The sequence below is a fragment of the Conexibacter sp. CPCC 205762 genome, from assembly GCF_030646155.1.
In the GTDB taxonomy this organism is placed as follows: domain Bacteria; phylum Actinomycetota; class Thermoleophilia; order Solirubrobacterales; family Solirubrobacteraceae; genus Conexibacter.
The window spans coordinates 22,863-42,747 of record NZ_JAUTDN010000036.1 but is presented as its reverse complement, the minus strand read 5'-3'; the positions used below and the strand labels follow the sequence as shown (position 1 = coordinate 42,747).

At 72.6% G+C, this 19,885-nt stretch carries 26 protein-coding genes and 3 tRNA genes; 19 read left to right on the top strand and 10 right to left on the bottom strand.

Annotated features, from left to right (window positions below):
• The first annotated feature begins 45 nt into the window (after window positions 1-45).
• Complete coding sequence (locus Q7L73_RS22185) at window positions 46-396, top strand: helix-turn-helix transcriptional regulator (RefSeq protein WP_304693321.1); 351 nt, start codon at window positions 46-48, stop codon at window positions 394-396.
• A 91-nt stretch (window positions 397-487) separates the two neighbouring features.
• On the opposite strand, the gene Q7L73_RS22180 is transcribed toward Q7L73_RS22185, so the two are convergent.
• The 4 genes from Q7L73_RS22180 to Q7L73_RS22165 form a co-directional block, all read right to left on the bottom strand.
• Window positions 488-558, bottom strand: a tRNA-Trp gene (locus tag Q7L73_RS22180).
• Window positions 559-570: 12 nt separating this feature from the next.
• Window positions 571-819, bottom strand: coding sequence for a helix-turn-helix domain-containing protein (locus tag Q7L73_RS22175; RefSeq protein WP_304693319.1), 249 nt, complete (start codon window positions 817-819; stop codon window positions 571-573).
• 31 nt (window positions 820-850) lie between these two features.
• Complete coding sequence (locus Q7L73_RS22170; RefSeq protein ID WP_304693317.1) at window positions 851-1,114, bottom strand: helix-turn-helix domain-containing protein; 264 nt, start codon at window positions 1,112-1,114, stop codon at window positions 851-853.
• Window positions 1,115-1,422: 308 nt separating this feature from the next.
• Window positions 1,423-1,599, bottom strand: coding sequence for a hypothetical protein (locus tag Q7L73_RS22165; protein ID WP_304693315.1), 177 nt, complete (start codon window positions 1,597-1,599; stop codon window positions 1,423-1,425).
• Window positions 1,600-1,722: 123 nt separating this feature from the next.
• On the opposite strand from Q7L73_RS22165, the gene Q7L73_RS22160 reads away from it, so the two are divergent.
• From Q7L73_RS22160 to Q7L73_RS22130, 7 genes are read left to right on the top strand one after another with little or no spacing between them, the layout of a single operon-like run.
• Window positions 1,723-2,523, top strand: a complete 801-nt coding sequence (locus tag Q7L73_RS22160; protein WP_304693313.1) for a PadR family transcriptional regulator — start codon at window positions 1,723-1,725, stop codon at window positions 2,521-2,523.
• Window positions 2,520-3,536, top strand: a complete 1,017-nt coding sequence (locus Q7L73_RS22155; RefSeq protein WP_304693311.1) for an ATP-binding cassette domain-containing protein — start codon at window positions 2,520-2,522, stop codon at window positions 3,534-3,536. The genes Q7L73_RS22160 and Q7L73_RS22155 overlap by 4 nt, the downstream gene beginning before the upstream one ends.
• Window positions 3,537-3,542: 6 nt before the next feature.
• On the top strand, window positions 3,543-4,415 hold the full coding sequence (locus Q7L73_RS22150) for an ABC transporter permease (protein WP_304693309.1): 873 nt from the start codon (window positions 3,543-3,545) through the stop codon (window positions 4,413-4,415).
• Between the two features lie 33 nt (window positions 4,416-4,448).
• Window positions 4,449-5,120 (top strand): LysE family translocator, encoded by a 672-nt coding sequence (locus Q7L73_RS22145; protein ID WP_304693307.1) that lies wholly within the window; start codon window positions 4,449-4,451, stop codon window positions 5,118-5,120.
• Between the two features lie 34 nt (window positions 5,121-5,154).
• Window positions 5,155-6,921 carry a cytochrome c biogenesis protein DipZ gene (locus Q7L73_RS22140; RefSeq protein ID WP_304693305.1) on the top strand — a complete coding sequence of 589 codons (1,767 nt, stop codon included), beginning with the start codon at window positions 5,155-5,157 and terminating at the stop codon, window positions 6,919-6,921.
• 21 nt (window positions 6,922-6,942) lie between these two features.
• Window positions 6,943-7,674 (top strand): peptidoglycan recognition family protein, encoded by a 732-nt coding sequence (locus Q7L73_RS22135; RefSeq protein ID WP_304693304.1) that lies wholly within the window; start codon window positions 6,943-6,945, stop codon window positions 7,672-7,674.
• A gap of 11 nt (window positions 7,675-7,685) precedes the next feature.
• Complete coding sequence (locus Q7L73_RS22130) at window positions 7,686-8,528, top strand: SDR family NAD(P)-dependent oxidoreductase (RefSeq protein WP_304693302.1); 843 nt, start codon at window positions 7,686-7,688, stop codon at window positions 8,526-8,528.
• Between the two features lie 71 nt (window positions 8,529-8,599).
• Here the strand turns inward: Q7L73_RS22130 and Q7L73_RS22125 are convergent.
• Window positions 8,600-8,670: transfer RNA gene (locus tag Q7L73_RS22125), tRNA-Gly, on the bottom strand.
• Between the two features lie 112 nt (window positions 8,671-8,782).
• Here Q7L73_RS22125 and Q7L73_RS22120 point away from each other — a divergent pair.
• From Q7L73_RS22120 to Q7L73_RS22105, 4 genes are all read left to right on the top strand, one after another.
• On the top strand, window positions 8,783-9,082 hold the full coding sequence (locus tag Q7L73_RS22120) for a putative quinol monooxygenase (protein ID WP_304693300.1): 300 nt from the start codon (window positions 8,783-8,785) through the stop codon (window positions 9,080-9,082).
• Between the two features lie 64 nt (window positions 9,083-9,146).
• A tRNA-Pro gene (locus Q7L73_RS22115) sits at window positions 9,147-9,220 on the top strand.
• A gap of 346 nt (window positions 9,221-9,566) precedes the next feature.
• The gene (locus Q7L73_RS22110; RefSeq protein ID WP_304693298.1) at window positions 9,567-9,812 is read left to right on the top strand and encodes a hypothetical protein; all 246 of its coding nucleotides are present in this window, start codon (window positions 9,567-9,569) and stop codon (window positions 9,810-9,812) included.
• Window positions 9,813-9,822: 10 nt separating this feature from the next.
• Window positions 9,823-10,485 (top strand): hypothetical protein, encoded by a 663-nt coding sequence (locus Q7L73_RS22105; protein ID WP_304693296.1) that lies wholly within the window; start codon window positions 9,823-9,825, stop codon window positions 10,483-10,485.
• Between the two features lie 6 nt (window positions 10,486-10,491).
• Here the strand turns inward: Q7L73_RS22105 and Q7L73_RS22100 are convergent, their stop codons facing one another.
• Window positions 10,492-11,604: a metallophosphoesterase gene (locus tag Q7L73_RS22100; RefSeq protein WP_304693294.1), complete on the bottom strand. Its 1,113-nt coding sequence runs from the start codon at window positions 11,602-11,604 to the stop codon at window positions 10,492-10,494.
• 84 nt (window positions 11,605-11,688) lie between these two features.
• On the opposite strand from Q7L73_RS22100, the gene Q7L73_RS22095 reads away from it, so the two are divergent.
• On the top strand, window positions 11,689-11,952 hold the full coding sequence (locus Q7L73_RS22095; protein ID WP_304693292.1) for a hypothetical protein: 264 nt from the start codon (window positions 11,689-11,691) through the stop codon (window positions 11,950-11,952).
• On the opposite strand, the gene Q7L73_RS22090 is transcribed toward Q7L73_RS22095, so the two are convergent.
• A complete protein-coding gene (locus tag Q7L73_RS22090) occupies window positions 11,859-12,740 on the bottom strand; it encodes a hypothetical protein (protein WP_304693290.1) in 882 nt (293 codons plus the stop codon). The genes Q7L73_RS22095 and Q7L73_RS22090 overlap by 94 nt on opposite strands.
• Complete coding sequence (locus Q7L73_RS22085) at window positions 12,737-13,111, bottom strand: NYN domain-containing protein (RefSeq protein ID WP_304693288.1); 375 nt, start codon at window positions 13,109-13,111, stop codon at window positions 12,737-12,739. Before Q7L73_RS22085 ends, Q7L73_RS22090 begins: the two co-directional genes overlap by 4 nt.
• Window positions 13,112-13,404: 293 nt before the next feature.
• On the opposite strand from Q7L73_RS22085, the gene Q7L73_RS22080 reads away from it, so the two are divergent.
• Both Q7L73_RS22080 and Q7L73_RS22075 read left to right on the top strand, forming a co-directional pair.
• Entirely contained in the window at window positions 13,405-14,313 is a 909-nt protein-coding gene (locus tag Q7L73_RS22080) for a glycosyl hydrolase (RefSeq protein WP_304693286.1), read from the top strand.
• A 31-nt stretch (window positions 14,314-14,344) separates the two neighbouring features.
• Window positions 14,345-15,433, top strand: a complete 1,089-nt coding sequence (locus Q7L73_RS22075) for a DUF1963 domain-containing protein (RefSeq protein ID WP_304693284.1) — start codon at window positions 14,345-14,347, stop codon at window positions 15,431-15,433.
• Between the two features lie 46 nt (window positions 15,434-15,479).
• Here the strand turns inward: Q7L73_RS22075 and Q7L73_RS22070 are convergent, their stop codons facing one another.
• Window positions 15,480-16,181, bottom strand: a complete 702-nt coding sequence (locus tag Q7L73_RS22070; RefSeq protein WP_304693282.1) for a sulfotransferase family protein — start codon at window positions 16,179-16,181, stop codon at window positions 15,480-15,482.
• A gap of 84 nt (window positions 16,182-16,265) precedes the next feature.
• Between Q7L73_RS22070 and Q7L73_RS22065 the strand changes: the two genes are divergently transcribed.
• The 4 genes from Q7L73_RS22065 to Q7L73_RS22050 all read left to right on the top strand — a co-directional run bounded on the left by Q7L73_RS22065 (window position 16,266) and on the right by Q7L73_RS22050 (window position 19,585).
• Window positions 16,266-16,844: a hypothetical protein gene (locus tag Q7L73_RS22065; RefSeq protein ID WP_304693280.1), complete on the top strand. Its 579-nt coding sequence runs from the start codon at window positions 16,266-16,268 to the stop codon at window positions 16,842-16,844.
• 107 nt (window positions 16,845-16,951) lie between these two features.
• A complete protein-coding gene (locus Q7L73_RS22060) occupies window positions 16,952-18,292 on the top strand; it encodes a S1C family serine protease (protein WP_304693278.1) in 1,341 nt (446 codons plus the stop codon).
• Between the two features lie 215 nt (window positions 18,293-18,507).
• The gene (locus tag Q7L73_RS22055) at window positions 18,508-18,822 is read left to right on the top strand and encodes a co-chaperone GroES (protein WP_304693276.1); all 315 of its coding nucleotides are present in this window, start codon (window positions 18,508-18,510) and stop codon (window positions 18,820-18,822) included.
• Between the two features lies 1 nt (window position 18,823).
• A complete protein-coding gene (locus Q7L73_RS22050; protein WP_304693274.1) occupies window positions 18,824-19,585 on the top strand; it encodes a sulfite exporter TauE/SafE family protein in 762 nt (253 codons plus the stop codon).
• On the opposite strand, the gene Q7L73_RS22045 is transcribed toward Q7L73_RS22050, so the two are convergent.
• Window positions 19,582-19,869, bottom strand: a complete 288-nt coding sequence (locus Q7L73_RS22045; RefSeq protein ID WP_304693272.1) for a HesB/YadR/YfhF-family protein — start codon at window positions 19,867-19,869, stop codon at window positions 19,582-19,584. The two genes, Q7L73_RS22050 and Q7L73_RS22045, sit on opposite strands and share 4 nt — an antisense overlap.
• Between the last annotated feature and the right edge of the window lie 16 nt (window positions 19,870-19,885).

The following is a 19,885-nucleotide window of genomic DNA, read 5'->3' as shown; positions in this document are numbered from 1 at the left end:
CCGAAGTGCGCGGATCCGCTCGCGAGCGTCATAGAATGGAGAGCGATGAGCACGCCCGACCAGCCATCTGCCGAAGCGATCGAGCTGACCTCCGTCATGCACGCGCTCAGCGACGACGCGCGTCTCGCGGTCGTGCGCGCGCTCGCCTGTGGTGGCGAGCGGCCGTGCGGCTCGTTCGACCTCGGGGTCAGCAAGGCGACCGCCTCGCATCACTTCCGCGTCCTGCGCGAGGCCGGCATCACCGAGACGCGGGTCGACGGCAAGCGCCGCCTGCTGTCGCTGCGGCGCGACGACCTCGACGGCCGCTTCCCCGGCCTGCTGACGGCGATCCTCACCGCCGCGGGCTCCGACGGCATCGCCGCCCCGCAGCCGGCCGCCGAGCCGGCGCACGCCTGAGTTGCGGATCCGGCGTACGCGCGCCGCTGAGATGAGGCGGCCCTGACGCCCAGCCGTGGCGGCGGTTCTCGCCGGCACAGCTGGGGTTGAGCGGGGGACCGAGGAGTCGAACCTCGCGTTACGGTTTTGGAGACCGTCGTGTTACCGATACACCAGTCCCCCTCGCGGGGCGGCTCATTGTAGGTGTTTGCCGCTCGCGTTGTCGCCTTGGCCATAGAGCTCGCCGACGGTCACCCCCAAAGCGTCCGCGAGGCGGGCGACGGTGGTCGCGCGCGGGTCTTTGTTGCCGCGCTCGATCTCACTCAGATGCTTGGGATGCATGCCGGCGATGGCTGCGAGCGCCTCCTGGGACAGCTCGCGCTCGCGACGCAGCTGGCGAATGGCGCGGGCGAGCGCTGTGGGTTGTGAGGATCTGCCGGACACGAACGTATGTTCGCATATATGGCAACCGCTGTCAGGTGCGTGCGGAGACCTTGGCGAGGCGCTCGAGCTGCTCGCCGACCTTCTGGAAGACCTCGGCCGGCGGCATGTCGAGGCCCTCGATCAGGCGCAGCACGGTCGTCACGCGGGGATCCTTGTTCGCGCGCTCGATCTCGCCGATGTGCTTCGCGGTGACGCCCGAGAGGTCGGCGAGCGCATCCTGCGACAGCTCTCTGTCGCGGCGCAGTTTTCTGAGCGTTTTCGCGAACGCGGCGAGCTGTGGCGAGGCGTCGTGCATCCGATCGCAAGAAGCCTGATTTACCGGCGCTCGGAGGCCAACCCGCTAGCGGTGGTGAAGCACCATCTAGCGGCGGTAAATCTCCACCTCTAGACGGGTTTCTTGGGTATAGTCGGCAATGCTTCGGGCAGTGGTGCGTTCGAGCCACGCGCAGACTCCCCCTCATGCGCGTCGCTCTCTCGTTCGCGCACGCCCGGCGTCCCTGTGGGCCGGCACCCCCCGGCGGCAGGGGGCGGGGAACGGCCCGCGTGCCTCGTGCCCGCGGGGCGTTCGCGCATCTGCGGCGGGTCTGCGCGCGGGCGCGGCGCTCAGCTCTCGCGGCGCTCGGCCTCGGCGCGCTTGCGGGCGCGCTCGGCGGCGCGGCGCAGGAAGCGCCGCTCCTTCGACCCGATCGGCGCGCGGCTCATCTCGTGGTGGAGCTGCGCGGCTCGGCGCTCGGCCTCGTCGGCCTCGGGCTTCGACGGCTGCGGTGGTTGCGCGTCCATCGCAGGTTCATAACGCGCCGAGATGGCGAGGGTTGCGGCGTCTGTGCCGGCACCTCCCTTGACGAGAAGACTATTCCGATATATCGTTGACGCATCAAGAACAGTCAACGACAGGAGAACGGCATGCATCGTGCAGCCAACTTCGCCGCTTACGGGCCTGGGCCGGGACGCCACGGCGCCTGCCACCCGCGCAGCGGCTTCGACATCGCAGATCTCTGGCGCGCCATGGCCGGCGGCCGCGGACCGGACGACGAGTCCGGCCGGGGCGGCGGTCGCGGCGGGCACGGAGGACACGGTCGCCACGGCGGCCACGGCCGCGGCCCCTGGGGGCGCGGCGGCCCGTTCGGCCCTGGCTTCGGCGGCCCCGGCGGCGGCGCCTTCTTCCCGTTCGGGCCCGGTGGCCCGCGCGGCGGAGGCCGGCGCGGCGGTCGCGCCCGGCGCGGCGACGTCCGCACCGCGGCGCTGCTGCTCCTCGCCGAGGAGCCGCGCAACGGGTACCAGATCATGCAGGCGCTGGAGGAGCGTTCCGGCGGCGCCTGGCGGCCGAGCCCCGGCTCGGTCTACCCGGCCCTCCAGCAGCTGGAGGACGAGGGCCTGATCACGACCAGCGAGCAGGACGGCCGCAAGCTCTACGAGCTGACGGACGCCGGCCGCGCGGCCGTGGCGGAGCGGGGCGAGGACACGCCCGCGCCGTGGGACGAGCTCGCCGGCGACGTGTCGGACGAGACCTGGGAGCTGCTGAAGACGGCCCGCGAGGCCGGCAGCGCGCTCTTCCAGGTGCTGCAGACCGGCAGCGAGGCGCAGCGCCGCGAGGCGCAGCGGATCATCGCCAACACCCGTCGCGACCTCTACCGCCTGCTCGCCGACGGCGATCCGGCGGAGGGTGGCGACACCCCGGCTGCCGGGGAAGACTCGGCAGCATGAGCCAAACCGCGACGGTCCAGGCCCACCGTCCGGAAGACGAGCCCGCGGTTCACGTCCGCGGGCTCGTCAAGCGCTACGACGAGGTCGAGGCCGTTCGCGGCGTCGACCTCGACGTCGCGCCGGGGGAGACGTTCGGCTTCCTCGGCCCCAACGGGGCCGGCAAGTCGACCACGATCGGGATGCTCTGCACGCTCGTCAGACCGGACGGCGGCAGCGCCCACGTCGCCGGTCACGACGTCGTCAAGGAGCGCGACGAGGTCCGCCGCAACATCGGCCTCGTCTTCCAGGACCCGACGCTCGACGGCTACCTCAGCGCCGAGCAGAACCTCAAGTTCCACGCCGAGCTGTACGGCGTGCCGAAGGCGCTCGTGCCCGGCCGCATGCGCCAGGTGCTGGAGATGGTCGGGCTGTGGGAGCGGCGCGAGAGCCGCGTCTCGACCTTCTCGGGCGGCATGCGGCGGCGGCTGGAGATCGCCCGCGGCCTGCTGCACTCCCCGCGCGTGCTGTTCCTCGACGAGCCGACCGTCGGGCTCGACCCGCAGACGCGCAGCTCGATCTGGCGCTACATCCACGAGCTGAAGCAGGCCGAGGAGATCACGATCTTCATGACGACCCACTACATGGACGAAGCCGAGTTCTGCGATCGGATCGCGATCATGGACCGCGGCGAGGTGATCGTCGTCGACACGCCCGCGGCGCTGAAGGCGAGCGTCGGCGAGGACCGCGTGCGGATCGAGACCGACGACGACGGCGCCGCGATCGCCGCGCTGCGCAGCCGCTTCGGGATCGAGGCGACGAGATCGCAGGGCGCCGTCACGTTCGGCGTCGAGAGCGGCCAGCGGTTCGTGCCGCGGCTGTTCGCCGAGCTGGGCGTGTCGATCCGCGAGGTGACGGTCGCGCGGCCGTCGCTCGACGACGTCTTCATGTCCTACACCGGCAGCTCGATCCGCGACGCCGAGTCGGGCGCCGCGCGCGTCGACCCGATGGCCCAGATGATGCGAAAGGGGCGCTGACCCGGCATGGCCACCGCAACGACCACCGCACCGGCGCCGACGACGCGCATCCGCGTCCCCGCCGGCGGCTGGCGCGCCGACGTGCGCGCCGTCAAGATCGTCTGGCAGCGCGAGCTGATCCGCTTCTCGCGCGACCGCCTGCGGATCGTCACCTCGCTGTTCCAGCCGCTGCTGTTCCTGTTCGTGCTCGGCGGCGGCCTCTCGCGCGTCGCCTCGGCCGGGACCGAGGGCGTCGACCTGCGCACCTTCATGTTCCCCGGCGCGCTCGCGATGGCGGTCCTCTTCACCGCGATCTTCAGCGCCGCCTCGGTCGTCTGGGACCGCGAGTACGGCTTCCTGCGCGAGATGCTGGTGGCGCCGATCCGGCGCGGCTCGATCGTCGTCGGCAAGTGCCTCGGCGGCGCGACCGTCGCGAGCATCCAGGGCGTGATCGTGATCGCGCTCGCGCCGCTGGTCCACGTGCCGTACCGCTTCGGCATGATCGTCGCGCTGATCGGCCTGCAGCTGCTGCTCGCCTTCACGATCACCGCCGCCGGCCTGATGGCGGCGGCGCGGATCACGCAGATGCAGTCGTTCATGGCGCTGACGCAGATGCTGCTGATGCCGCTGCTGTTCCTCAGCGGGGCGCTGTTCCCCGTGACCGGGCTGCCGCAGTGGCTGGCGGTGCTCAACCGGCTCGACCCGCTGACCTACATCGTCGACCCGATCCGCCACGTCGTCTTCGCGCAGCTCGACATCAGCGACGTCGCCCGCCAGGCGCTCAACCCCGGCGTCACCTGGTTCGGCTGGCACGTCCCGATCGGCGTCGAGCTGCTGGTCGTCGCCGGCACCGCGGCGGCGATGCTGGCGATCGCGATCGCGCAGTTCCGGCGGGCCTGAGGGACGCGGCGCGGCGGGCGGTAGGCTGGGCGGATGCCGACCCTCGCCACGCTGCTGCTGTTCTCGGTCGTCGCGCTCGGCTTCGCCGCGCTGCCGGGCCCGAGCAACCTGTTCGTGCTGACGCGCGGCCTCGGGCTCGGGCCGCGCCCGGCCGTCGCCGGCGCCGCCGGCTGCGCGACCGGCGCCTCGGTCTACGTCGTGATGACGGCGGTCGGGCTGTCGGCGCTGCTGGCCTCCTCGCAGACGATCTTCGCGGTGCTCCACTACCTCGGCGCCGCCTACCTGGTGCTGCTCGGCGTGCGCGCCTGGCGCTCGCCGCCGGAGGTCGCGGTCGAGGAGGAGGGCGCGGCGCGCCCCGCCGGCGCCGAGGCGCGCCTGTGGCGCTCCTACCGTCAGGGCGTCGTCGTCGAGCTGTCGAACCCGAAGGTCGCGCTCTTCTTCCTCGCGCTGTTCCCGCAGTTCGTGCATCCCGACCGCGGCCCGGCGGCGCTGCAGATCCTCGTCCTCGGTGCGCTGTTCGTGGTGCTCGGCTTCCTCTCCGACGCGACCTACGCGCTCGGCTCCGGCGTGCTCGGGCGCTGGCTGCGGCGCCGGCCGGCGCTGCTGCGCCGCCAGCCGCAGCTGAGCGGCGCGCTCTACGTCGGCCTCGGCGCGTGGGTGGCGGCATCGGGCGCCGACGCGAGCGCCGCCCCGCGACCACGCTGATCCCGGCGCCGGCCGCTCGCGCAGGAACGGTCGAATGGTGCTGCTGATCCTCTTCGGCTTCCTCGCCGGCGCCGGCACGGCGCTGTCGCCGTGCGTGCTGCCGGTGCTGCCGATCGCGCTCGCGGCCGGCGCGACCGGCGGCCGCCGCCGCCCGCTCGGCGTCGTCGTCGGGCTGACGCTGTCGTTCACGTTCGCGACGGTCGCGCTCGTCTACCTGCTGGCCGCGCTCGGGCTGCCCGACACGCTGCTGCGGACGATCGCGATCGTCGCGCTGCTCGGCTTCGGCGCGGCGCTGCTGGTGCCGCCGCTGGCGGCGCGGCTGGAGGGGTGGCTGAGCCGGCTCGTGCCCGCCCGCCCGGCCGCCGCGGACGGCGACGGCTTCGGCTCCGGCCTGCTGCTCGGCGCCTCGCTCGGGCTCGTCTACGCGCCCTGCGCCGGGCCGATCCTGGCCGGCGTGATCACCGTCTCGGCGGCGCAGCCGTTCACCGCCGGGCGGCTCGCGGTCGCGCTCGCCTACGGGCTCGGCTCGGCGCTCGTGCTGTACGCGCTGATGCGCGGCGGACGGCGGCTGGCGGCGCCGCTGGCGCGCCGCGGCGCCGGCCTGCAGATCGCGATGGGCGCGGTGATGGTCGTCGTCGCGGTCGCGATGCTGGCGAACTGGGACCTGCGCTTCCAGAGCACGATCGCGGACGACCTGCCGGCCTTCCTCGTCAACCCGACCGGCTCGCTGGAGAGAACCCGCGCCGCCCGCGACGCGCTCGCCGGCCTCAGAGGCGGCGGGGGCGGGATCGCCGCCGCGGCCGAGCGCAGCAGCGGCAGCGGCGCGGTCCAGCGGCTCGCGATGGAGGGCGGAGCGGCCGCCGACCTGCCGGTGATCGGCCGCGCGCCCGCCTTCACCGGCACGCAGCGCTGGTTCGACACCCCGGGCGACAGACCGCTGACGCTCGCCGGCCTGCACGGTCGCGTCGTGCTGATCGACTTCTGGACCTACAGCTGCATCAACTGCCTGCGGACGCTGCCGTACCTGGAGGCGTGGGATGCGCGCTACCGCAGAGACGGCCTGACGATCGTCGGCGTCCACACGCCCGAGTTCCCGTTCGAGAAGGACGCCGGCAACGTCGCGGCGGCGATCGCGCGCGAGGGGATCAGATACCCGGTCGTGCAGGACAACGACGCCGCCACCTGGAACGCCTGGGGCAACCAGTACTGGCCCGCCGAGTACTTCGTCGACGCGCGCGGGCGGGTCCGCTTCGCGCACTTCGGCGAGGGCTCCTACGACGAGAAGGAGCACGTGATCCGCGCGCTGCTTGCCGAGGCCGGTCACGCCCCCGGCGGCGGCTCCGCGCGCGCCCGTGGAACGAGCGCCGCCGCCGGCGTCACGACGCCCGAGAGCTACCTCGGCAGCGACCGCGACGCGCGCTTCGCCAACGGGCCGATCCTGCCCGGCCGGCGCGACTACGGCCGCGGGCCGGCCCCGCGCCCCGAGCAGCTCTCCTACAGCGGCGAGTGGACGGTCGCGGGCGACCGCGCGACCGCGGCCGGCGGCACGCTCGCGCTCAACTTCAGAGCCCGCCACGTCTACCTCGTGCTCGGCTCGCCGGGCGGCCCGCGCGACGTGCGGCTGCGGCTGGACGGCCGCCCGCTGACGGCGCGGACGGCCGGCGCCGACGTGCGCGGCAGCGCCGTCCACGTGCAGGGGCAGCGGCTCTACGAGCTGGTCGACCTGCCGGCGGTCGGGCGGCACGTGCTGCGGCTGGAGCCGCAGGCCGGCGTCGACGCCTACGCCTTCACGTTCGGCTGACTCCTGCCATCCTCCGGCGCGATGATCGCGCTCCTGCTCGCCCTCGCGGCGCTCGTCTCGCCGCAGCCGGCGCGCGAGGCGCCTGCCCGGACTTCGGCCGCGGGCGGGGCGGTCGTCGTCGCCAGACCGCGCGTCACGAGACGCTTCATCCCGCTCACCCAGCAGCGGCGGCGTGACACCGCCGCCTACGCGCGCCGGCACTACGGCCTCGACACGACGACCGTCACGCCGCACGTGATCGTCGAGCACTGGACGCAGACCGACTCGGTCGACGCGACGTACTACATCTTCGCCCCGAACGTGCCCGACGCGGAGCTGCACGAGCGGCCGGGCACCTGCTCGCAGTTCGTGATCGCGCGCAGCGGGCGGATCTTCCAGCTGACGCCCGTGACCTTCCTCTGCCGCCACACGGTCGGGCTCAACTGGGCGGCGATCGGGATCGAGCACGTCGGCTTCAGCGACGGCGAGGTGCTCGGCAACCGCGCGCAGATGGACGCCTCGCTGCGGCTGACGCGCTGGCTGCGCTGCACGTACGAGATCCCGGTGCGCGACGTGATCGGGCACGCCGAGAGCCTCTCGTCGCCGTTCCACAGAGAGCGCGTCGCGAGCCTGCGCCAGCAGACGCACGACGACTTCCAGCCGACAGCGATGAACCGGTATCGGGAGCGTCTGCGGGCTGCTGGGGACTGCCCGCGGCCGCCGGCGCGCCTGCGAGGGACGCAAGCGGCGCCCGGCCGCACGGGGCCGTCGTAGCATCCCCGGGCGTGGGATCTTCGGAGATCTTCGCGCCGGGGGCGCTCGACGGGCAGGTCGCGCTCGTCACCGGCGGCGGCACCGGACTCGGCCGCGCGAGCGCCGCGGAGCTGATCGCCTGCGGCGCCCGCGTGGTGATCACCGGGCGGCGCGCGGAGGTGCTGGAGGCGACCTGCGCGCGGCTCGGCCCGGCGGCGTCGTGGGTGGTGGGTGACGTTCGCGACGACGCCTCCGCCGAGGCGATCGTCGCTGAGGTGCTGTCGCGCCACGGCCGCCTCGACCTGCTCGTCAACAACGCCGGCGGGCAGTACTTCACGCCGGCGGAGGCGATCGCGGCGAGAGGCTGGCAGGCGGTCCAGCGGCTGAACGTCGGCGGCACGACGCGGATGGCCGAGCTGGTCGTCGCGCGGGCGATGCGGCCCGCGGGCCGGGGGACGATCGTCAACGTGACGCTGTCGCCCCACCACGGCCTGGCGGGGATGACCCACTCCAGCGCCGCACGCGCCGCGGTCGAGGGCCTGACGCGCGCCTGGGCGGCGCGTTGGGCGGCCGACGGGATCGCCGTGATCGCCGTCGCCGCCGGCCACTTCCACACCGACGCGCTCGACAAGTACCCCGAGCAGGTCCGCCTCGGCGCCGCCCGCACGGTGCCCCTGGGCCGGCTCGGGCGGCCGCAGGAGCACGGCTGGCTGATCGCGCTGCTGGCCTCGCCGCTGGGCCGGGCGCTGAGCGGCTCGGTCGTCACCTTGGACGGCGCGCGCGACAACTGGTACGGCCCCTGGCCGCCAGCCTCGCTGACCGACGACGACGGCGAGGTGCCGACGGAGGAGCGCAGAGCGGCGGCGACGAGATAGGCGCGAGCCCGTGCTGCCCGGCGGGGATGCTGGCGGCGCGGCGCGGCGCGGCGCGCGATGACGCACCGAAAAGCGGGCGACGGGAATCGAACCCGCCCTAAGAGCTTGGAAGGCTCCTGTGCAACCACAACACTTCGCCCGCGTGGAGTGCGCTGACGATGGTACCGGTTGGCCTGTCCTCGCGCCCGGCCTCGTGTGAACCCCGCCCGGACGGGCACGCTCACAACGAAGCGATTGCGACAGAAGGAGCTTCGATGGTGACCGTAGGACTGTGGGTGCGGCTGGAGGCGAAGCCCGGCCGCGAGGACGACGTCTCCGCGTTCCTCGTCGGCGCGCGCGACATCGTCGACGCCGAGCCCGGAACCGAGGCCTGGTTCGCCCTCCGCCTCGGCCCGACCACCTTCGGCATCTTCGACGCCTTCCCCGACGACGCCGCCCGCGACGAGCACCTCGCCGGCCGCGTCGCCGCCGCTCTCGGCGAGAAGGCGACCGACCTGCTCGCCGAAGCCCCGGCGATCGAGAAGCTCGACGTGCTCGCCTCGAAGCTGCCCTGAACGCCCGCCGCCGCGCCCAGCCGCCGGCCGACGCCCCGCCGGAGTATCATGCTGCGAGCAGCCACGGGGAGTGGCGCAGTCTGGTAGCGCACCCGGCTGGGGGCCGGGCGGTCGCAGGTTCAAATCCTGTCTCCCCGATAAGCAGTCCGAGGGCCCCGCGAGAGCGGGGCCCTCGGCGTTTCAGGGACATATCTCGCGACATCGTCCCATTGATGAATGGGATTTGCGTAAAACGCGAGAAGGGCGCTACTGTTTGACACGCAGCCACTCACGCGTAGAGCGGGTGCACTGCGTTCGGGGCAAAAAGAGAGGAAGCGCAGATGGGCCTGGCAAGTGCCGCGATTCGACTGCTCGTAGTAGTCGCAAGCTTCGTTGTCGCCGGGGTGTTTGCCGATCCGACAGGCGCGACGATATACAACAGTAATCCGGACTGCGTTGATCGTCTGCTTCAGCCGTATAACAGTCCGACTATTCAGATCGCTGCATGGGCGGTCTCTACCAGGTGACTCAGGTCGCCGGATTCAGCGTCAACGACTACAACCGTTGCGCCATCGCCAAGAACAGCTCGAACGGAGCTGGCGGCGACGCGATTCCCGCGGCGTGCGGGACGGGCACCATCGTGACGCCCTGTTACACCGTCGCGTTCCACTATCCAGGGGTCGTCGATCACGGGCCGAACGCCCACCATGGGTACTACGCATGGCACGCCAGTTCGACCGGTGACTGCTAGGAGGCTTCGAATGTCCAGAGCCCGTACCTACCGCACCGTTGCGCTCCTTGCCGTCGCCGTCGCGATTCCGTCTGGCATCGCATTCGCCGCGGTCCGAGGCGACGATCCCGGCGAGCCGATCAGCGAGCCGGGGCAGCGCCTCGCCGATGTGGTGAGAGCGCACACGCCCGCCCACAGCGGCGACGCGGTGCTCGCTGACCGATTCAGCGTGTTGTCCCAGCCAGTGGCCGAGAAGAGCCCGCTCGGAGACGCTGCGGAACACACGCACACTGCCGATGTGTCGCGCGCGCACGTCATTCCACGCCCGGCTGCGGGGTCGGATTGGGATGCGTGGATCGCTCCCGGGAGCGCCCCTGGCGAGATCTGCCTGCTTGCGATCAGACCGCCGGCGATCGGCGCGGGCTCAGCCTGCGACTCGCTCGAGCGAGCGGCGTCCGGGAAGCTCACACTCTCGATGGGGAGTCTCCATGACGGCCCGGTGGTCGTGCTCGGCGCGATGCCTGACGGCGTAGACGAGGTCACGTTGACACTCGCGGACGGAGCGACTCGGCGGCTGATCGTGCACAACAACGCTTATCGTGCGGACGTGAACGAGGCGACGAGAAGCATCACGTTCACGCTTCCAGGGGCTGACAAGCCGACGACGATCGACTCGCTGGCGTACTCGGGCTGACTGAACTCACCGCAGCTCCAGCAGCGAGATCTCGGGCGGGGCGTTGAAGCGGAGCTTGGGGGCTTCGCCGCGTTCGACGCCGATGCCGCGGCTGACGTAGATGCGGCGGCCGTCGAGCGCGTGGAGGCCGCCGCCGCAGACCTCGCGGGGGAGGCTGCTGGCGGTTCTGAAGGCGCCGTAGAGCGGCAGCTGGATCTGGCCGCCGTGAGTGTGGCCGGCGACGAGCAGGTCGACGCGGCTGTCGGGGGCGAGGCGCAGGACCGGGTCGGGGCGGTGGGCGAGCAGGATGCGGAGGTCGTCGGCGCCCGGGGCGTCCTGCAGCCTGGCGATCGTCCTGGCGGCTGCCGGGGTGCGGTAGTTCAGCTCGAGACCGGCGATCGTCAGCCTGCGGTCGGCGACGCTCGTGGTGACGGTCTCGTTGACGAGCAGCCTCACGCCGGTGCCGGCGAAGATGCGGCGCGTGTCCTCGATGCTCGGCTCCTGATCGCCCTGCACGGCGTAGACGCCGCCGGGCGCGTGCAGGCGCGACATCAGCCTGCGCAGGCCGGGCAGCTCCCGCTCGAAGCTCGCGCGCGAGCCCTGCTGGTAGTCGCCGGCGAGCAGGATCACGTCCGGTCTCAGCTCCAGCGCGCGGTCGACCGCTCTGCGCTCGTGCTCGCCGAGGTGCTCGAACTGGAGGTCGGCGAGCACCGCGACCGTCACCGCCTGCTCGCCGGCACGGGCGGAGGAGAGCGGCACCTCCGTGCGCTCGACGACCAGCCGCTGCGGCTCGACGAAGCTGGCGTACGCGCCGATCGGGGCGAGCAGCAGGCCGGCGACGGCGAGCGCTCTGACGAGCCAGCCGCCGTCGCGCCAGCGCAGCAGCGCGAGCAGCAGCGCCGCCGTCGGCACGACCACGACGAGGTCGAGGTAGAGCACGTGCGCGACGCCGAACGGCCTGCCGAGGCCGGCGGCCACCATCACGGCCAGCTTCCCGAGCAGCAGCGCGCAGACGAGCGCGAGGCCGCCGGCCAGCAGCGGCAGGCGCGGGCGGAAGCGCACCGCCCACAGCACGTAGGCGCCCGCGATCGCGACGTCGATCGCGGCCGAGACGGCGAACATCGTGTTGCCGTGCAGCATGCGGCGGGACGCTGTCAGCGGGCGATGAAGGGCCGGTAAAGCCGCCGCGCGAACCCGCCCGGCCGGGTCGCTAGCCTTCGCAGCATGGAGCCGACTGACGAGCAGGTGCGGATCCTGAGAGCGGCGCGCGACGGGCGGCTGCACTCGATCGGGCACTGGGTGATCGACGGCGAGTCCCGTCCCGAGCGCCAGGCGCTCGACGGCGCGAAGGCCGCCGGCTGGCTGACCGATGCGATCGTGCGCGGCGGCTGGGCCTACGAGCTGTCGCCCGACGGGCGCGGGGCGCTCGAGGCGGCCGAGTCCGCGGACCCGTCCGCGCCGCCGCCGCCGGGCCCGTCGGCGGCCTGAACAGGCCGCGCGCCGAGGCGCGCCAGCAGCTCGTCCCAGGCGCCGGCGTCCGCGTCCGCGAGGCCCGGAACGCCGGGCGGGAACGGCGGCGGCAGCACCTCGGCCTCGCCTCTCGCCACCTGGCTGAGGGTGGGGAGCGCTGCCGCGCTGTCCTGGCCTCTGCCCGGCGGCACGACGAGCGTCAGGACGCCGCGCGAGGCGAGCAGCGCGGCGGCGAGCGGCGCGACCGCCGCGAGCGTCGAGCCGGGGACGGCGGCGGTCGCGTCGAGCAGCAGGGCGGCGGGGGCGAGGCGCTCGGGGGGGAGGAAGAGCGTCGCGGCGACCGGCGCGCGCCAGCGGCGGACGCGCACGCCCTCGGCCAGCAGCAGGCGCGTGAAGCTGCGCGCGGCGGCGCGCCCGTCCGGCGACTCCGCGCGCACGTCGAGCGTCAGCGGGCGCAGCGACTGGAGGGCGGCGATCGGGCGCGAGCGGCTGGCGCCGGCATCGGACGGGCGGGCGTCGGCGCCGGCATCGGCGGGGCGGGCGGAGGCGGGCCGGGGGCGGTGGGCGGCGTCGGCGTTGCGGCCGGTCGGGTCGGCGCCGGGCGTCCAGGCAGCCGCCAGCGCGAGCGGGGAGGAGGCGGTCGCGCGCCAGCTGCGGCCGTCGTCGTCGCGCAGGCGGGCTCTCCAGACGATCTCGCCGCCGGCGGCGTCGCCGAGGCCGCGGACGGTCAGCGCCAGCGGCTCGTCGAGCAGGGCGGAGGTCGGGCCGCGCAGCTCCAGCGAGCCGCGGCCGGCGGCGCCGCTCACCCCTGCTCCAGCCGTTCGCGGAAGCCGTGGGCGGCGTGGACGGCGGCGCCGAGGGCGTGGCACTGGTCGGTCAGCCACTGGTCCGAGGTGACGACGAGCGTCGCGCCGGGGTTGGGCGACGCCTTCAGGCGGCGGACGATCTCGTCGTCGGCCGAGTTCGCCTTCGCTCTCGGGGCGTGGGCGACCTCGATCACGGTCGAGCGGATCGGCGGGCGTGGCGGCGCCTCGAAGACGACCGTCACGTCCTCGTTCTCGGCGATCGACCAGCGCTCCAACAGGTCGACCAGCCGCACCATCGCGGCATGGCGGTCACGCCACCACTGGTCGGGGCGGGTGCCGATCACGTTCATGCCGTCGACGATCCAGTGCATCCGCCGACGAGGTTAGCCCGCGCGCGAGGCGGGGGCGGCGCGCTCGCTGGCGCCACGCGGGAGAGGCGGCCAGCGCACGACGATTAAAAGGAAACGGCCCGCCGAAGCGAGCCGTTTCCAGGAGGAGAGAGATGTGTCTATGTGGTGATGCTGTGATCGGTGGAGGAAGATTGTGTGAGGCCCGAGTTGCTTGGGCGCCGCCGATCAGTGATGTAGATAATGCGCCTCGCGACCACCTGTGTGTGTGAGCTGCGTCACCCAGCGTCGGATCGGCCCGCTAGGGTCCTGCCGCGATGACCGCGCGCCGCCTTCTCACCACCCTCGCAATCGCCGTCGCCGCGGCGCTCGCGAGCAGCTCCGCCACCGCCGCAGCCCAGCTCACGATCGGCATGGGCGACGAGCAGACGGAGATGTTCACCGATCCGCTGCTGAAGAGACTGAGGCTCAACCAGGCGCGCCTCGTCACCGGCTGGGACACCGCGCTGCAGGCCGGATCGCAGCGAGACGACGCCGACGCCTACCTCGCCGCGGCCAGGAGAGCCGGCTACCAGGTGCTCGTCTCCTTCGCCCACTCCGGCAACGCCGGCAGAACGAGAACGCTGCCGTCACCCGCCGCGTACCAGAAAGGGGTGAGGGCGTTCATCAAGCGCTACCCGCAGGTGCGCATGTACAGCCCGTGGGACGAGGTCAACACCTGCTCGGAGCCGACCTGTCACAGCCCGAAGATGGCGGCGACGTACTACCGCACGCTGCAGCGCGCGTGCCGCGGCTGCACGGTGATCGCGGCCGAGGTGCTCGACACCGACTACACGCAGATGCGCAGCTACCTGCGTCAGTTCATCCGCTACGCCGGCAAGCCGACCCCGCAGCTGTGGGCGCTGCATCCCTACAGCGACGCGAACCGCTTCCGCACGATCGGTACGAGAACGATGCTGCAGACCGTCCCCGGCACGGTCTGGTTCACCGAGGTCGGCGGCCTCTACTCCTACCCGCCGTCGTTCCCGCCCTCGTCGGCGCGACAGGTCAGAGCGGTCAAGCAGATGCAGAAGCTGGCGACCAGCAGCCCGCGCATCAAGCGCCTCTACTACTACAGCTGGCAGGGCGGCGGGACGTTCGACGCGGGCCTGATGGCGCCCACCGGCAGCCCGCGCCCGGCGTACACGACCTTCGCCGCGTGGGTGGCGCGTCAGCGCGGCCGGTGACGACGGCGCCGGACCCATTACCCTCCAGCACGTGGACCGACGCGGCTTCTTCAGATCGATGCTCGGCAAGGGCCTCACGCACGGCGCGAGACAGGTCGACGCCGTCGTGATCCCGTTCGAACGGGCCGCCAGAGCGGCGCGCGCGGCGATGCCGCAGGACGACGATCCGGTCGAGACCGCGGGGCTCGACGAGGAGGAGCTGTTCGCGTCCGATCCGCCGCTGCCGGCGACCGGCACGACGCAGACCGTCTCCGACGAGCAGCTGATGCGGCTCGCCGCCGACGCCGGCCTGGTGCGCCACGTCGAGCCGCTCGTCAAGCTCGCCCGCCGCAGCGTCCGCCTGACGCCCGGCGACGGCCCGCCTGCCGACGGCGTCCGCAGCCGCCTCGGCGGCGCGCCCGACCTCCCGTTCGGCGGCGTCTGGCCGCGCTGGGACGACCAGCCGCTCACGTTTCTCGGCCAGCTCGACCTGCGAGAGGCGCGCGCGCTCGGGCTCGACCCGGCGCTGCCCGCCGACGGCCTCGTGCTGATCTTCTCGGCGCTGGAGCGCGTCCCCGCCGGCAGCTCGCCGCTGGACCGCAACGCGACGCAGCTGATGTACGTCGAGCCGAGCCGGCTCCCGCGCGACCCGGGCGCCCGCATCGGCGCCTCCGCGCCGTTCGGCGCACGCGCGCTGGAGCTGTCGGCCGAGCTGTCGCTGCCGCGCGTCTGGTCCGCCGACGTGCAGGGGCTCGGGCTCGACGACGCCGAGCAGCAGCAGTGGGAGCAGGTCCGCCGCGACCTGGCGATCGCGCAGGGGGTCGAGGCGTGGGAGGCCGGCGAGGAATCGCGCTCGCGTCATCACCTGCTCGGCTGGCCCGACGAGTCGCGCGGTGACATGGCGGTCGCCTGCGAGCTGGCCGCGCGCGGCGTCGACGTCGGCTACGGCTCGCCGAGAGCGCACCCGGAGGCGAGACGGCTCGGCGACGCGCCCGAGCGCTGGCGGCTGCTGCTGCAGCTGAGCGCCGACGAGGAGTGCGGCTGGAGCTTCGGCAGCGGGCGCGAGCGGCTCTACCTGTGGGGCCAGGCCGACAGACTCGCCGACGGCGACTTCGACGCCGTCCACGGGCTCGCGCGCTGAGCGGCGCCGCTCGCTGGGAGACGGCGCCGCGGAAACGGCGAGCTGGTTAGGCCTGCGCCTGCTGCTTGGCCCAGTAGTCGCCGACGGCCTGGATCGCGCCGCCGGTGATCGACGACTTGAAGATCTCGGTGTCGAACGCGTGCGGCAGCGGCTCGCTCGGGACCGGGAGGCCGAGCGCCTCGCAGATCGGCTCCCAGCCGTCCTGCGGCTTCCAGATGATCAGGCGGTCGGCCGGGACGGTCGACTTGACCTCGTCGTTCCAGCGCTCCATCGCCTCGACCAGCTTGTCGCGCTCGCCGAAGGTGTTGGCGAGCGTGCCGCGCGGGCCCTTCCAGAAGGTGTCGATGTTGAGGTCCATCCACGCCGCCCAGTCCGGGTCGATGCGGTAGCGGGCCAGGCACATCGCGCGCATGAACGAGTCGCCGAAGTAGATCTGCACGATCGTGTCGTTCATCGATCTCGCCCACGCGTCCCCGTCGCGCACGCTCAGCAGGATCTTCGCGTCCGGGTAGTGGTCCATCAGCTCGCGCCAGTGGTACGCCGCCGGCCAGTCGACGGTCGCCTCGAACCCGTCGAAGACCTCGTCCCACGGCTGCTGGCCGAGGTAGGCCCGACGCCACACGTCGACCCCTCTTCTGAGGTCCTCCATCATGTCCTTCATGTGGTACGTCGGCAGCCCGAGCTGTCTCAGGGCGAGCCACTGGGTCGTCGTCGCGGTCCGGGGAAGTCCAGCGCCGATGATCTTCATCCAGTCTCCGATCGGGGGAAATCGCTTGTCGACCACCACAACCGCCGGGCCGGCTCCAGGTTGCGCTGAGCTAGGCTCCCGCATGTGAGCGCGAGCGAGTCAGCCTTCCCAGTCGCCTTCCACCGGCCCGAGGCCGAGCGGCGCGTGGTGATCCTGCCAGGCGCACGCTATCCAACTCGCGCTCCACTGCTGTGGTTCGCACGTGAAGTGGCGCTGGCGAAGGGCTTCGGCGTGCTCGAGCTGCTGGAGGAGCCGGCGGCCGGCAGCGACCCGTTCGCGTGGATCCGCGACCGCGCCACGCGCGCGCTCGACCACGATCCCGCGCCGACGACGATCGTGATCGGCAAGTCGCTCTCCAGCCACGTCGCCGACCTCGCGCGCGACCGCGAGCTGCCGGCGATCTGGCTGACGCCGCTGCTCGACCGGCCGGAGGTGCGCGATGCGATCGCGGAGGCGACGCGGCCGCTGCTGATGGTCGGCGGCACCGAGGACCCGACCTGGCAGCCGGACGGCGTCGGCTCCAACGCGCTGATCGACCGCGTCGAGCTGGTCGGCCACGACCACAGCCTGCAGATCCCGCGCGACCCGATCGCGTCGCTCGGCTCGCTGAAGAAGGTCACGAAGCGGATCGAGCGCTTCCTCGGCGGCAGCTGGCTGGGCTGAGCACGCGCTCGCGCGCGACGGCGCGTTCAGCGATTCCTTAGGAGTCTTGGGGAACCGCTTACAAACGCTTCAGTGACGACTCAGGAAGTCAGCGCATCCTGATCGTCATGAACACGCCCAAGGCCATCGTCACCCTCGCCGCGGCAGCCGTTCTCGGCGCTGCGGGCGGCGCTGTGGTCGTCGGCGTCGTCGGCGACGACGGCGGCGGCACCAAGACCGTCATCGAGCCTGCCTCCGCGCAGCCGCAGAAGGTCAGCGTCGCGCAGAGCAGCGGCTCCGCGCTCTCCGCCAAGCAGATCTACGCCGACGCGAGCGACTCCGTCGTCTACATCACCTCCGAGATCACCGCCCAGTCCTCCTCCGCCGACCCGTACTCCGAGCAGTCCGGTCAGTCGGGCGAGGCGACCGGCTCCGGCTTCGTCGTCTCCAAGGACGGCTACATCGTCACCAACGCCCACGTCGTCAACGGCGCCGCCTCGGTCACCGTCAAGATCGGCGACGGCAACACGCAGAGAGCGGAGGTCGTCGGCAAGGACGAGTCGACCGACATCGCGCTGCTGAAGGTCAGCGGCGACAGCAACCTCAAGCCGCTCTCCTTCGCCGACTCCGACGCGCTCACCGTCGGCGACAACGTCTTCGCGATCGGCAACCCGTTCGGCCTCGACCGCACGCTCACGACCGGCGTCGTCTCCGCGCTCCAGCGCCAGATGACCGCTCCCAACGGCTACACGATCTCCGGCGTGATCCAGACCGACGCCCCGATCAACCCCGGCAACTCGGGCGGCCCGCTGCTCGACGACGAGGGTCACGTGATCGGCGTCAACTCGCAGATCCTGACCGGGTCGAGCAGCTCCGAGGGCAACGTCGGCATCGGCTTCGCGGCGCCCTCCAACACCGTCAAGAACGTCGTCGAGCAGCTCGAGCAGAGCGGCTCCGTCAAGCACGCCTACCTCGGCGTCCAGATGGGCGCGACCGAGAGCGGCACCGGCGCGACCGTCTCCTCGCTCACCTCCGACGGCCCGGCGGCCGACGCGGGCCTGCAGGCCGGTGACGTGATCGTCGGCTTCGACGGCAGAAGCGTCGCCGACGCCTCGGCGCTGTCGGGCTTCGTCAACGGCAAGTCGGTCGGCGACAAGGTCGAGCTGACCGTCCGCCGCGACAACGCGGAGAAGACGATCAGCGTGACGCTCGGCGAGCAGCCGGCCGGCGCGGCGACCTCCTCGTCGCAGAGCCAGCAGCAGGTTGACCCGCAGCAGCAGGTCGATCCCCAGCAGCAGCAGACCGATCCGCAGCAGCAGCTCCCGCAGCAGAGCGACCCCTACGGCCAGCAGTCCGATCCCTACGGCCAGAGCGACCCGTACGGTCAGCAGGGCCAGAGCCAGGGTCAGCAGGGGCAGAGCCAGCAGCAGATCGACCCGGAGCAGCTGCTCCAGCAGCTGATGCCGTAACCGCTTCACCCCGCTTCACCCCGCTTCACAAGCTTCCTGCTCCGCCCGCTCGCAACCCCCCCCGTGCCGTGCGGAGCAGGAAACGCCCGGCCGACAGCCTGTCCCCTGCTGTCGGCCGGGCAGCTGGACCCGCAGGACACGGGTCCTGGGAGGAGGACGCAGGACGAGCCCGGCCGGGAATCCCCTTCTCCGGTCGGGCTCTTATCCTTTGTCGGATGCGGAATCAGCTGCGCCCCCTCTTCGACCGCGTCGTCATCAAGGAGCTCGAGCCGGACCGCGTACGCGAGTCCGGCTTGGTCGTTCCGGCGGGCACGCACGAGCCACCGCCGCAGCACGGGATCGTGCTCGCCGTCGGCCAGGGGCTCGACTGGTGGGCGCACGTCGGCGTGACGATGCCCGTCAGACCGGGCGACCACGTCGTCTTCCCGGCGTCGGCCGGCTCGTGGGTCGAGGTCGACGAGGAGCGGCTGCTGGTCTGCCGCGTCGGCGAGCTGCTCGGCGTGCTTGAGCTGGTCGCCGTGCCGGACTGACGTGTCGCTGCTGCAGTGCCTGCTCGTGCTGGCGGCCGGGGTCGCCGCGGGCACGATCAACACCGTCGTCGGCAGCGGCACGCTGATCACCTTCCCGGTCCTGCTCGGGGTCGGCTACTCGCCGATCACGGCCAACGTCTCGAACTCGCTCGGGCTCGTGCCGGGCTCGCTCTCGGGCGCCTACGGCTACCGTCGCGAGCTGGCCGGCCAGCGCGGGCGGGTGATCCGCTATGGCGCCGCCTCGCTGCTCGGCGGCGCCTCCGGCGCGGGGCTGCTGTTCGTGCTGCCGGACGCCGCCTTCGAGGCGATCGTGCCGGTGATGATCTTCCTCGCGCTCGTGCTGGTCGTCTTCCAGCCGCGGCTGGCGCGCGCGCTCGCCGACCGCCGCCACCCCGACGCGCCGCCGCGCGAGGGCGGCGCCGGGACCTTCCTGCTCGGCTACCTGACGGGCGTCTACGGCGGCTACTTCGGTGCCGCGCAGGGGATCATCCTGCTGGCGATCTTCGGCCTGACGCTGGACGAGGAGATGCAGCGCGTCAACGCCTTGAAGAACGTGCTGGCGATGATCGTCAATCTCGTCGCCGGGATCGTCTTCGTCTTCGTCGCCCACGTCGCGTGGGAGGCGGTCGCGCTGCTGGCGGTCGGCTCGGCCGCGGGCGGGCAGCTCGGCGCCCATGTGGGTCGCCGGCTGCCGCCGCAGGTGCTGCGAGCCGTGATCGTGGTCGTCGGCGTCGTCGCGATCGTGCAGCTGCTGACGCGCTAGACCTGCTCGCCAATGAAGAAGCCGACCCTCTGGCCCTCGACCTGCGCGTCGAGCGTCTTGTCGTCCAGGATCAGCGCCGCGCCCTCCTCGACGAAGACGCGCGCGCCGTCGGCGTCGAGCACCTGATCGTGATCGGCCGGGACCTCGGCGACCGTCACCTCCAGCGGCCCTGGTTGCTCCGCGCCGGGCTGGGTCGCGATCCGGATGCCGGCTCCGTCTGGGATCTCCGGCGCGGCGACGATGCCGCGGATCGCTTCGGCTGCGGTCTCCGTGATGGCGAGCACGTGGTGCTCCTCTCGT